The organism is Methylobacterium sp. J-026, from assembly GCF_022829585.1.
Classification (GTDB): Bacteria; Pseudomonadota; Alphaproteobacteria; order Rhizobiales; family Beijerinckiaceae; genus Methylobacterium.
This window is the reverse complement of record NZ_JAKSYC010000234.1, coordinates 1-11,872: the sequence shown is the minus strand read 5'-3', so window position 1 is coordinate 11,872 and position 11,872 is coordinate 1. Positions and strand designations below refer to the sequence as shown.

The 11,872-nt window shown below is 72.5% G+C and carries 13 protein-coding genes and 1 pseudogene; 9 read left to right on the top strand and 5 right to left on the bottom strand.

What is annotated here, in order from left to right; translation table 11 throughout:
• Positions 1-788, top strand: a pseudogene (locus MKK69_RS20645) (EmrB/QacA family drug resistance transporter); the annotation flags it as partial.
• Between the two features lie 22 nt (positions 789-810).
• Here the strand turns inward: MKK69_RS20645 and MKK69_RS20640 are convergent.
• The 4 genes from MKK69_RS20640 to MKK69_RS20625 form a co-directional block, all read right to left on the bottom strand.
• A complete protein-coding gene (locus MKK69_RS20640; protein ID WP_243970966.1) occupies positions 811-1,854 on the bottom strand; it encodes an ABC transporter substrate-binding protein in 1,044 nt (347 codons plus the stop codon).
• Positions 1,855-2,031: 177 nt separating this feature from the next.
• Positions 2,032-2,829, bottom strand: a complete 798-nt coding sequence (locus tag MKK69_RS20635) for a hypothetical protein (protein WP_409564853.1) — start codon at positions 2,827-2,829, stop codon at positions 2,032-2,034.
• Positions 2,830-3,004: 175 nt separating this feature from the next.
• Positions 3,005-3,949, bottom strand: coding sequence for a ribose-phosphate pyrophosphokinase (locus MKK69_RS20630; protein ID WP_243970965.1), 945 nt, complete (start codon positions 3,947-3,949; stop codon positions 3,005-3,007).
• Between the two features lie 156 nt (positions 3,950-4,105).
• Positions 4,106-4,342, bottom strand: coding sequence for a DUF4170 domain-containing protein (locus MKK69_RS20625; protein WP_243970963.1), 237 nt, complete (start codon positions 4,340-4,342; stop codon positions 4,106-4,108).
• 145 nt (positions 4,343-4,487) lie between these two features.
• Here MKK69_RS20625 and MKK69_RS20620 point away from each other — a divergent pair, with 145 nt between their 5' ends.
• On the top strand, positions 4,488-4,865 hold the full coding sequence (locus MKK69_RS20620) for a hypothetical protein (protein WP_243970961.1): 378 nt from the start codon (positions 4,488-4,490) through the stop codon (positions 4,863-4,865).
• Positions 4,866-4,870: 5 nt separating this feature from the next.
• Here the strand turns inward: MKK69_RS20620 and MKK69_RS20615 are convergent, their stop codons facing one another.
• Positions 4,871-5,116 carry a hypothetical protein gene (locus tag MKK69_RS20615; protein ID WP_243970959.1) on the bottom strand — a complete coding sequence of 82 codons (246 nt, stop codon included), beginning with the start codon at positions 5,114-5,116 and terminating at the stop codon, positions 4,871-4,873.
• Positions 5,117-5,547: 431 nt separating this feature from the next.
• Between MKK69_RS20615 and MKK69_RS20610 the strand changes: the two genes are divergently transcribed.
• The 7 genes from MKK69_RS20610 to MKK69_RS20580 all read left to right on the top strand — a co-directional run.
• Positions 5,548-6,627: a molybdopterin-dependent oxidoreductase gene (locus tag MKK69_RS20610; RefSeq protein WP_243970958.1), complete on the top strand. Its 1,080-nt coding sequence runs from the start codon at positions 5,548-5,550 to the stop codon at positions 6,625-6,627.
• A 105-nt stretch (positions 6,628-6,732) separates the two neighbouring features.
• On the top strand, positions 6,733-7,926 hold the full coding sequence (locus MKK69_RS20605) for an FAD-dependent monooxygenase (RefSeq protein ID WP_243970956.1): 1,194 nt from the start codon (positions 6,733-6,735) through the stop codon (positions 7,924-7,926).
• A 231-nt stretch (positions 7,927-8,157) separates the two neighbouring features.
• Positions 8,158-9,036 (top strand): STAS domain-containing protein, encoded by an 879-nt coding sequence (locus tag MKK69_RS20600; protein ID WP_243970954.1) that lies wholly within the window; start codon positions 8,158-8,160, stop codon positions 9,034-9,036.
• 15 nt (positions 9,037-9,051) lie between these two features.
• Positions 9,052-9,450, top strand: a complete 399-nt coding sequence (locus tag MKK69_RS20595; RefSeq protein WP_243970952.1) for an STAS domain-containing protein — start codon at positions 9,052-9,054, stop codon at positions 9,448-9,450.
• Positions 9,431-9,835 carry an anti-sigma regulatory factor gene (locus MKK69_RS20590; RefSeq protein WP_243970951.1) on the top strand — a complete coding sequence of 135 codons (405 nt, stop codon included), beginning with the start codon at positions 9,431-9,433 and terminating at the stop codon, positions 9,833-9,835. The genes MKK69_RS20595 and MKK69_RS20590 overlap by 20 nt, the downstream gene beginning before the upstream one ends.
• 2 nt (positions 9,836-9,837) lie before the next feature.
• The gene (locus MKK69_RS20585) at positions 9,838-10,833 is read left to right on the top strand and encodes a SpoIIE family protein phosphatase (RefSeq protein WP_243970950.1); all 996 of its coding nucleotides are present in this window, start codon (positions 9,838-9,840) and stop codon (positions 10,831-10,833) included.
• Positions 10,830-11,872 (top strand): ATP-binding protein (locus MKK69_RS20580; RefSeq protein ID WP_243970948.1); only part of this gene is annotated, 1,043 nt, incomplete at its 3' end. The genes MKK69_RS20585 and MKK69_RS20580, both read left to right, overlap by 4 nt.

Here is an 11,872-nt window from a genome sequence, read left to right as displayed (position 1 = left end):
GCCCGTTCATCAACCTGCGGGTGCTGGCCAACCGCTCGGTCGGCGGCGCCTGCGTGCTGATGACCGTGCTGGGCGCGGTCTCGTTCGGGTCGATCTACATCATCCCGGTCTACTGCGCGCAGATCCAGGGCTACAACGCCGAGCAGATCGGCACCGTGGTGATGTGGTCGGGCCTGCCGCAGCTGGTCCTGTTCCCGATGATGCCCCTGCTCATGCGCGCCGTGGACGCGCGGCTCCTCGTGGTCACCGGCACGCTGTTCTTCATCGCGAGCTGCTGGATCAATGTCGGCCTGACCCACGATGTCGGCGCCGACCAGCTGATCCTGCCGCAGGTGATGCGGGCCATCGGCCAGCCGCTGTTCACGATTCCGCTCTCGCAGCTCTCCACCGTGGGCCTGAGCCCGCGCGACACCGCCGACGCCTCGGCGTTGTCCAACATGATGCGCAACCTCGGCGGCTCGATCGGGATCGCCCTCCTGTCGACCATGATCGACCGGCGCGAGCATTTCCACTTCTCGGTGCTGGCGGAGGCGATCACCGTCAACGCGACCCGGACCCAGGACCGGCTCGCGGCGCTCGCCGCCGGGATGCACGCCCGGATCGCCGACCCGCTGGCCGCCAAGGGCGTCGCCCTGGGTCAGCTCGCCGCCCAGGTCCGCCGCGAGGCCTATGTCATGGCCTATGCGGACGGGTTCTGGCTGGTGGGGGTGAGCCTCGTGGCGAGCCTCGCGGTGGTGGCGATCCTCAAGAGGCCCCAGCGCGCCGCCGGGCCCGTCGAGGCGCACTGACGGGCGGATGCGGCGCCGGGGGCTACTTCCCCGGCAGCCCGTGGACGATCGGGAAGAACGTGTCCTTCCAGTCCTTGGGCTCGGCCTTGATGGTCTTCATCGCGTAGAAGTGCCGGGCCTGGAGCATGATGCCGTAGGGGGTGGTCGAGAAGTTGGTCCCGGGCTCCTTCATGATCGCCACCAGGGTCTCGGGCGGCGTCTTCTCGTTGGTGGCCGCCACGTAGTCCTTGGCCGCCTGGAGCGGGTCCCTGGCGATCTCGGCATTGGCCTCGTCGATGGCGGCCACGATCGCGGCGGCGAGCTTCGGATTGCGGGTGTACCAGCCGGTCCGGGCGTAGAAGATCGCGTTGCTCACCGGCTCGCCGACCAGCTCGTAGGAGTTCAGCACCACGTGGATCGCCGGATCCTGCAATTCGCGCTGCTGGAACGGCGGCAGGGAGAAGTGGCTGTTGACCTCGTTGCGGGGGCTGGCCAGCGCCGCCACCGCGTCGGGATGGCCGAGCTGGACGGTGAGCGGGTCGAGCTTGGTTGCGTTCTCGGGCCCGAAGGCCTTCGTGGCGGCGATCTGGAGCAGCACCGCCTGCGACGAGACCTTCACGGAGGGCAGGGCGATCTTGTCCTTGCCGGAGAAATCCTTGACCGTCTTCACGTCCGGATCGCGGGTGAGCAGCAGCATCGGTGTCGAGCCGACGCCGCACAGGCCCTTCACGTCGCCCCGGGTCCGGTCGTTCAGGAGCAGCATGTTGGTGGAGCCGCTGTCGACGATGTCGATGTTGCCCGAGAGCAAGGCGTCGTTGCCGGCGGCGCCGCTCGTCAGGTTGACCCAGTCCACCGTCACGTCCCCGAGGCCGGCCGCCCTGGCGTGCTTCTCGATGAGCTTGTGCTGCTCGGCGAGCACGGCGGGAAGGTAGACGAAGCCCGGCTGCCGGCTGATCCGGACCCTGGCATCCTCGGCCCGGGCGGGGGCGACGAGCGCCAGCCCGGCCAGCAGGAGGGCGGCCGGCCCCACCCCGAGGAGGCGGCGGCGACCCAGCCGAAACGAGCCCGTCCGCGACGCGCGCACCATATCGATCCTCCCTGCGGCCCGGCCGGTTCGTATCGGGCGCCGGGCTTCGTTGGCGGCGAGTGGACAGCCTCGCGCCGGTGCGCGCAAGGCCCCGCCGCCGCGCTCCGCTGACGGCCACGCCCGGGCGCCTCCTCTTTTTCCCGGACGGCGGTCCGCGCGGCCGGCACGGCGGCCCGATCAGCCGCGCTCCGCCGGGGACGCCGCCAGGAACCCGGCCACGGCCTTCGAGAATTCCGGCGTCCGCAGGTAGCCGTAGGATTTGTGCCGGTTCTCGGTCCCGTCCGGCCCCCGGTAGGCGTTGATCACCGGCACGTCCCGGACCCGCACGCCGGCGGCGTTCGGCGCGCAGATCGCCCCGAGATCGTCGCCCACCGTGGCGATGTCCTGGCGGTCCATCAGGTTGGTCCAGGCGGTCAGCGCGGCCGGGACGCGCAGGGCGCCGTGCTCGTCGGCGAGCTTCAGCTTCAGCTCGGCCAGCCCCAGGGGCGAGCCGAGGGTGACCAGGGTGCAGCGGGGCAGGGGGGTCCCGTCGGCCTCGGCGGCGCGCAGCACGTCGTAGGCGATCAGGCCGCCCATCGAGTGCGCGGCGATCAGGACGTCCTCCCCCGCGGCCTCGGCCAGGGCGACGCGCAGGCGCTCCCGGGCGGAGGCCCGGAACGCCGCGTCCGCATAGTAGCCCCAGAGGTCGTCGAGGCGGTATTCCAGGATCAGGTCGTCCACCGGGGTCAGCCCGGTGGCCTCCTGCAGGTGCGAGAGGCCGCGGTAGATCCGGTCGGTGAGCGTCGGCGCGGCGCTGGCCGGATCCCCCGCCGGCGAGGGGAACGGGCCGAGGCCGTGATCGGGGCGGTAGGGCTCGCGGTTGCCCGCGCCGGTCAGCGGCTGCGGGTAGCGCAGGTCCGCCCAGTAGACGAAGCGGAAGGGCAGGCCGGCCTCGGGCACCTGCAGCCCGAGATTGCGGGCGAGCCCCTCGCGCATCGCGGCGTGCCACCACGCCGCCTTCTCGTCGCGCGGCGGCTTGTTGGCGAGCCCGTGGATGCCGATGATGCGCGCCCGACCCAGTGTCCGCTCCCAGACCGAAGAGAGTGCCGAACCGGCCAGATAGGGCCCTCCCGCCCGGACGGGACTGCGGCTCAGTTTCCGGGGGCCGCGCTCAGTCGAACAGGCTGGAGACGCTGGATTCCGTCGCGGTCCGGCCGATCGCCTCGCCGAGGAGCGGCGCGATGGTCGCCACCCGGATGTTGCGGGCGAGCTTGACGGCCTGGGTCGGCTGGATCGAATCGGTGATCACCAGCTCCTTCATCCGCGAGGCGGCGATGCGCGAGACCGCGCCCCCCGAGAGCACGCCATGGGTGATGTAGGCCGAGACGTCCCTGGCGCCGGCGTTGAGCAGCGCCTCGGCGGCGTTGACCAGGGTGCCGCCCGAATCGACGATGTCGTCGACCAGGATGCAGGAACGGCCCTCGACCTCGCCGATGATGTTCATCACCTCGGACTCGCCCGGGCGCTCCCGGCGCTTGTCGACGATGGCGAGCGGGCAGTCGATCCGCTTGGCGATGGCGCGTGCCCGCACGACGCCGCCGACGTCGGGGGAGACCACCATGCGGTCGGCGCTCGGCAGCCGCTCCTTGATGTCGCGCACCATCACGGGGGCGGAGAACAGGTTGTCGGTGGGGATGTCGAAGAAGCCCTGGATCTGGCCGGCATGGAGGTCGAGGGTCAGGACCCGGTCGGCCCCGGCCTCGGTGATCAGGTTGGCCACCAGCTTGGCCGAGATCGGGGTGCGGCCCGAGGTGCGCCGGTCCTGCCGCGCGTAGCCGAAATAGGGGATCACCGCCGTGATGCGCCGGGCCGAGGACCGGCGCGCGGCGTCGATCATGATCAGCAGTTCCATCAGGTGGTCGTTGGCCGGGAACGAGGTCGACTGGACGATGAACACGTCCTCGCCGCGCACGTTCTCCTGCAGCTCGACGAAGATCTCCATGTCGGCGAAGCGCCGCACCATGCATTTGGCGAGCGGCAGCTCGAGATAGGCCGCAATCGCCTCGGCCAGGGGCCGGCTGGCATTCCCGGCGACGATCTTGATGGAGGATTTCATGGGCGGCCGCTCACTCGCGGCCGGGCTGCCCGCCGCGCTCCGATGACCGGTCCCGCGATGGGCCGGAACGATGCGATGACGGGCGAGGCTCTTAGCAGCGGGCCGGAAGTGTCACAATGCCTTCACGCAGTCCTTACGGATGTGCGCACAGGCCGCTCAGGCGACCGGGGGTTCCAGCAGCCGGTGCAGGTGGACCACGAAGTAGCGCGTCTGGGCGCTGTCGACGGTGGCCTGCGCCTTGGCGCGCCATGCGGCCTGCGCCGAGGCGTAGTCCGGAAAGATCCCGACGATGTCGAGGTTCGCGATGTCCCGGAAGCGGATGCCGTCGAGATCCTGCAACTCGCCGCCGAAGACCAGATGCAGCTTCTGGTCGCTGTCGATCGCCGTCGCCATGGCCACTCCTCCACGCTCATCCGCGGCGCTCGCAAATGGCGGGCGTCCGGTCAAGCCTGAAACGCCGCATCCGAGCCCTGCCGCCGCCGCAGGCCTCCCCGGCGACGGCCGCGAAATCGCCGGGGCGTCATGCTAGGAGCGGCCCATGACACGCTTCCGTCTCCGCTTGGCACTCGTCGCGCTCGCCCTGTCGGCGCTGCCGGCCTCGGGCGAGCCGGCGGGCCGGGCCCCGGGCCGGGCCGCCCCCGAGCGGCGGGCCGGGCCACCGGTGATCGGCTGCCCGTCGCTGGCCAATTACCGGATGCTGATGCGTGGCGGCGCGCAGGCGGCGGCCGCGCAGCTCGCCGATCCGAAGGCGGACCATCTCGGCTGCGCCGCACTGCCCCGCGCCGACATCACCGGCATCGCCGACCGGGTCGCCCTGGGCGGCCGGAGCTACGACTGCGCCGCCCTGCGGAGCACCACGGCCTGCCACTGGATCGAGGCCGGGGCGGCCGACCGTCCCGCCCCGGCCGGGCGGTGACGGCCTCAGCGCAGGTGGCCGCTGGCGCGCAGATCCCGCTCCACGGCCTCGTGGACGGCCAGGAGCGGGTTGTCGTTCGTGGCGACCGGCGGGCGGAGGGGCCGCATCGCCGCGGGCTTCGGGTCGCGGCCCGCCAGGGGGACGGAGCCGCCGGGTCGCCGGGCCGGCCAAAGAGCCACCAAGGGCGCCGCCCTGGCGCGCAGCGCCGCGCGGAGACCGGGCGGGAAGAGCGTGACGAGGGTGTCCAGCATGGCCGGCCTCAGGGAAGGCGGCCGGCGGACGGCGCGGGGCCTACGGGCCGGCGCGGGCCAGGAACCCCCGGTACGGGAGCGGCCCATCGGAGTAACCGGCCGGGAAAGTCGCCGTTCTGAACCGTCACGATCGCCAATTTCACTGCAGCTAACCCTTCGGATAATGACGAACATGAAGTCATCGGTCCGGACTGTCGAGAGCGCGGCGCAGCCGATGTCCGGCACGCGCGGATCCGCGGCGCTCCGCCGCCTCCGCCCGGATCTGTGTGGGCAACGGATTCTAAGGGGTTCGAAGGGGTTTTGACGCGCATCCGATCCGGTGACCCTCACCGGGATCCGCCGCGATCCACCGCTCGCATCCGGGCCGGCGCGGGTTGAGCGACTGCGCGCGTCGCGCGTTGGCGTCCTGTCCCCGCCGAACCGGAGCCCCGATGTCGAGCCTGTCCGAGCGCAAGGCGCGCCTGATCGTCCACGGCGACCAGCCCTACAATGCCGAACCGCCCCTCGGCCGGCTGCGGGACGCCTACCGGACCCCCGCCCGCGACTTCTACGTCCGCTCCCACGGCGACCTGCCGAAGATCGATCCGGACACGTGGCGCCTGATCGTCGATGGCGCAGTCGGCACCGCGCTGGACCTCACGCTGCACGGCCTGCGCACCCGCTTCCCCGCGGTCACGGTGACGGCCACGATGCAGTGCGCCGGCAATCGTCGCGCCGACATGCGGGCGGTCGCCCCCGTCTCGGGCGATCCGTGGGACGGGGGCGCCATCGGCACGGCCGACTGGACGGGCGTCCGGCTCGGCGACGTCCTGCGCGGGGCCGGGATCGGCACGGATGCGGGCCTCCACGTCGCCTTCGAGAGCCACGACACGGTGGAGGGGCACCCGTACGGGGTCTCGATCCCGCTCGCCAAGGCGATGGCCCCCGAAACCCTGCTGGCCTACGCCATGAACGGCGAAGCCCTGCTGCCCGAGCACGGTTTCCCGGTCCGGGTGGTGGTGCCGGGCTTCGCCGGCGTGCGCAGCCCCAAATGGCTCCGGCGCATCACGGTCCAGGCCCATCCCTCCGACAACCCGATCCAGGCAGGCGACTACAAGCTGTACCCGGCCGACGTGACGGCCGAGACCGCCGACCCGACCCGCGGGCACACCATCGAGGCGATGCCCCTCAACGCCGCGATCTGCGAGCCGGCGCGCGGCGCGGCCCTCCGGGCCGGACCGAACGCGGTGCGCGGCTACGCGGTGGCGGGCGACCGGGCCGTCATCCGCGTCGACGTCTCCGGCGATGGCGGGCGGCGCTGGGCGCAGGCCGCCCTGGAGCACGCCCCCGAGGCGCCGTTCGCCTGGACCTTCTGGACGGCCGAACTCGACCTGCCGCCCGGGGAGCACGAGATCGCCGTCCGGGCCTGGGACTCGGCCGGCCAGACCCAGCCGGCGCGCCCCGACGACACCTGGAACCACAAGGGCTACCTCTGCACCTGCTGGCACCGGGTGCGGGTGACGGTCGCCTGAGGCGCGGAAACGCCGCCGCGGCGTCCGGGCGGCGCGAAGGGCCGACACGCCCGATGGCAACCGGTTGCGCGGGGCCGTGTTGCCCCACCCGGAGGTCGCTTCCCCATGGCGCGTCGCATCCTGATCACCGGCGCCAGCATCGCCGGCAACACCGCCGCCTGGTGGCTGAGCCGCAGCGGCTTCGACGTCACGGTGGTCGAACGGGCCCCCGCCTTCCGGGACGGCGGCCAGAACATCGACGTCCGCGGCGTCGGCCGCGCGGTGCTGCGCGGGATGGGCCTGGAGCAGGCCGCGCTCGACAACGGCACCGGCGAGGAGGGCACGGCCTGGGTCGACGGACGGGGCCGGGCGGTGGCCCGGTTCGACGTCGCCGGGTTCGCGGGCGACGGCCCGACCGCCGAGATGGAGATCCTCCGCGGCGACCTGGCCCGCCTCCTCTACGATTCGGCCCGCGAACGGGCGCGCTTCCGCTTCGGCGACCGCGTGGCGCGCATCGACCAGGACGATGCGGCCGCGTCCGTCACCTTCGCGAGCGGCGGGGTCGAGCGCTACGATGCGGTGATCGTCGCTGAGGGCGTGGGCTCGGCGACCCGGGACCTCGTCTTTCCCGGGGAGAACGAACCGCGGTGGATGGGCCTGACCATCGCCTACTTCACCATCCCCCGGACGCCCGACGACGACCGGATGTGGCGCTGGTTCAACGCGACGGGCGGGCGCGGCATCGCGCTGCGGCCGGACCGGCACGGCACCACGCGGGCGATGCTGATGCTCCGACAGCCGCCCGGCGCGGAGCAGGGCTGGGACGCCGCCCGGCAGAAGGCCTACCTCCGGGCGCGTTTCGCCGATGCCGGATGGCAGGCGGAGCGTGTCCTCGCCGGCCTGGAGGGGACGGACGACTTCTACGTCGACGTCCTGCGGCAGGTGCGGATGGCGCGGTGGTCGGCCGGCCGCGTCGTGCTGACCGGCGACGCGGCGTGGTGCGCGACGCCGCTGGCGGGGATCGGGACCACGCTGGCGCTCACCGGCGCCCGCGTGCTGGCGGGCGAGCTGGTGCGCACCGACGCGGTCGCCGACGCGGTCGCCGCCTACGCGCGCGTCATGCGCCCCTTCGTCGCGAAGGCGCAGGGCGTCCCCACGCTCGCGCCGAAGCTGATGAACCCCCGCACGCGGCTCGGCATCCGCCTGCTCCACGGGGTGCTGAAGGTCGCGAGCACGCCCGCCATCCGGCGCACGGGCGCGAAACTGTTCGGCGGTCCCTCCGGGGAGCCCGACCTTTCCGGCTACGGCGACCCGACCTGAGACCGCGCCCCGGCGCACGCGGCTCAGACCGAGGCCCGTCCGCGATCCCCGGCTTGGCCCGGGACAGGCGCTCGACCACGCCAGAGACCGCACGCCGATCACACTCGATCGTATCCAAATCGGATCAGGACGGTCTCGCCCCGGCCGCTTGGGCAACGATTAGCTATCGATATGGCCGCGCTTCAGGTAGAGGCTGTCTGAAGACTTTGGTGAACCTGCGGGATTTCTAGCATGGCGGTCGATGGAACGGCGGCGCTGACCCAGACCGTCGCCGCTGAGGAAGCGGGGATCCGCGCGGCCTGGCTCGCGCTCCTGAAGGCGGGCGGCTCGCTCCAGACCGGCCGCATCCGGGAGGCGGAACTCGACACGCAGGCGCGCACGGTCCTGGAGCAGCTGCGCGACGGCCTCGCGGCCGCCGGGACGGATGTCCGGGCCGACGCCTATGCGGCCCTGCGCGACACCCTGTCCGAGATCTCGCGCTCGCGCGCCATCCAGGGCTTCACGCCCACCGATACCGCCAACTTCGTGTTCTCGCTCAAGGAACCGGTCTTCGCCGCCATCGACCGGACCCATGGCGGCGACCCGGCGGCCGCGACCGGCGGCACCTGGGCGGCGAGCCATCTCCTCGACGCCCTCGGCCTGCACACCATGGAGGTGTTCCTCGCCGGCCGCGAGGAGGTCATCGGGCGCCAGGGCCAGGAGATCGCCGAGCTCTCGACGCCGGTGGTGCGGCTGTGGGACGGGATCCTCGCCCTGCCGCTGATCGGGACCCTGGACAGCGCCCGCACCGGCGTCGTGATGGAGAACCTCCTCCAGGCCATCGTCGACGAGGAGGCGGAGATCGCCATCATCGACATCACCGGGGTGCCCACCGTCGACACCCTGGTCGCCCAGCACCTCCTGAAGGCCATCGCGGCCGCGCGCCTGATGGGCGCCGATTGCATCGTCTCCGGCATCCGGCCGCAGATCGCCCAGACCATGGTCCATCTCGGCGTCGAACTGAACGTGGTCTCGAAATCGACCCTGGCCGATGCCTTCGCCCTGGCCCTGAAGCGGACGGGCCGGATCGTCACCCGCAGGCAATCTGCCCTGTCCCCGACCGCCTCCTGATCGACGGCCGATTCCATGGACCGCATCCCGATCCTCAAGCTGGGTGGCGTGCTCATCGTCACCATCCAGGTCGACATGCACGACCGGCTCGCCCTGGCCCTGGAGGAGGACCTCACCGCCCGGATCGCCGGGACCGGCGCGCGCGGCGTGCTCATCGAGATCTCCGCGCTGGAGATCGTCGATTCGTTCATCGGCCGGATGCTCGACAACATCGCCGCCATCTCCCGGGTGCTCGACGCCGAGACCGTCGTGGCGGGCATGCGCCCGGCCGTCGCCATCACCCTGGTCGAACTCGGCCTGGAGCTGACGGGCATCCGGACGGCGCTGAACGTCGAGCGCGGCCTGGCGATGATCCGCGACCGGCTCGCCGAGGACGACGACCTCGAGAGTGCACGTGCCCGTCACGACGACTGAGGTCCTGCCGATCCGCACCAGCGACGACGTCGTGCGCGTGCGCCAGGCCGTGCGGGTGCGCGCCGTCGGGATCGGCCTGGGCCTCGTGGATCAGACCAAGATCATCACCGCGGCGAGCGAACTCGCGCGCAACACCCTGGATTACGGCGGCGGCGGCGAGGTCCGCCTCGACGTGATGCAGGAGGGCGCGCGCCGGGGCCTGCGCCTGAGCTTCGTGGATCAGGGCCCCGGCATCCCGGACATCGCCCGGGCGCTGACCGACCACTACACGACCGGCGGCGGCCTCGGGCTGGGGCTCGGGGGAGCGAAACGTCTCTCGAACGAGTTCCATATCGAATCGACGCCCGGCGTCGGCACCCGCGTCACCATCGCCCGCTGGAAATGACCATGCTCAGCGTGCCCGTGACCGAGGCGAGCCAGGTGGCGGAGACGCGCCGACGGGCCGTGACGATGGCCCAGGGCCTCGGCTTCGACGAGACCGCGGCCGGGCGCGTCGCGATCGTGGCGACGGAGCTGGCGACCAATCTCGTCAAGTACGGCACCGCGGGCGAGGTCCTGATCGGCACCTTCGAGGACGAGACCGGCACCGGCATCGAGCTCCTCGCCCTCGATCGCGGGGCCGGCTTCCCGAACGTCGACGACGCCCTGCGCGACGGCCACTCGACCGGCGGGAGCGCGGGCACGGGCCTCGGCGCGGTCCGGCGCCAGTCGCAGGCCTTCGACGTCATATCCTGGCCCGGACGGGGCACCGCGGTGGTGGCCCGCCTCCAGAAGTCCGTCGCCGCCTCGGCGGCCCCGCAGGCGACGGTCGGCGCGGTCACGGTGCCCCTGAAGGGCGAGACGGCCAATGGCGACGCCTATTGCGTCCGGCGCCGGGGCGACGGATGGACCGCGATCGTCGCCGACGGTCTGGGGCACGGTCCCCTGGCCGCCCAGGCCTCGGATCAGGCGGTCCGGCTGTTCCGCAAGCACGAGGACGCGCCGCCCGGCGCGATCCTGGCCGCCATGCATGCCGGCCTCGGGCATACCCGCGGGGGCGCCGTCTCGGTGGCGCGCTACGATCCCGACAGGGCGCAGGTGACCTTCGCCGGCATCGGCAACGTCGCCGGCGCCGCGGTCGGGGCCGGCGGGACCAAGCGCACGGTCTCGCTGCCCGGCACCGCCGGCCACGTCGCCCGCCGCATCCAGGAATTCGAGTACCGGCTCGACCCGGACGGCCTGTTCGTGATGTGCTCGGATGGCATCGGCACGGCCTGGGCGCTCGAGGCCTACCCGGGCCTGATCGGCGCGCATCCGAGCCTGATCGCGGGGGTGCTCTACCGCGACTTCACCCGCGTCCGCGACGACGCGACCGTGGTCGTGATCCGGAACCGGCCCGCGTGAAGTGGCCGCTGCTCACCGCACCGATCGCGCACGAGGACGACATCGTCGCGGTGCGCCAGCGCGTGCGTCGGATCAGCGACCGGATCGGCTTCGGGGTCCAGGACCAGACGCGGATCGCCACGGCCGTCTCCGAGATCGCGCGCAACGCCTACGGCTATGCCGGCGGCGGCAAGGTCGAGTACGGCCTGGACGAGGATCGCGAGGGGCAGTTCCTCGTCGTCAGGATCAGCGACCGCGGCCCGGGGATCGCCGATCTCGCCGAGATCCTGGAGGGACGCTACCGCTCCTGCACCGGCCTTGGCATCGGGATCACCGGCTCGCGCCGCCTGATGGACCGGTTCGAGATCGCGTCCGCCCCCGGGCAGGGCACGGTCGTCACCTTCGGCAAGCTGCTGCCGCCGAACGGGGAGGCGTTCACCGGCCCGAAGCTCGCCGCCCTCGCCGACGCGGCGGCCCGGGCGCAGGCCGAGGATCCCGGCGCGACCCTGCGCGAGCACAACCGCGACCTCCTGCGCAGCCTGTCCGACCTGGCCGAGCGCGAGGAGGAGGCGCGGCGCCTGAACGCCGAACTCGCCGAGACCAACCGGGGCGTGGTCGCGCTGTATGCCGAGCTGGAGGCCCAGGCCGGGCAGCTGCGCGCGGCCGGGGCCAACCTGGAGCGCCAGGTCGCGGCGCGGACCCGGGAACTCGCCGAGGCCAACGACCGCCTGCGCGCCGAGGCGGTCGAGCGCGGACGGATGGAACAGGATCTGCGCCAGTCGCAGAAGATGGAGGCGGTCGGGCAACTGACCGGCGGCATCGCCCACGACTTCAACAACCTGCTCACCGGCATCGTCGGGTCCCTCGACCTGATGCGGTCCCGCATCGCCCAGGGCCGGATCGAGACCCTCGGGCGCTATCTCGACACGGCGATGAGTTCGGCCGACCGGGCCGCCGCGCTGACCCACCGGCTGCTCGCCTTCGCCCGTCGGCAACCGCTCGATCCGAGCGTCACCGACGCCAACGCCCTGATCGTCGGCATGTCCGACCTGCTGCGCCG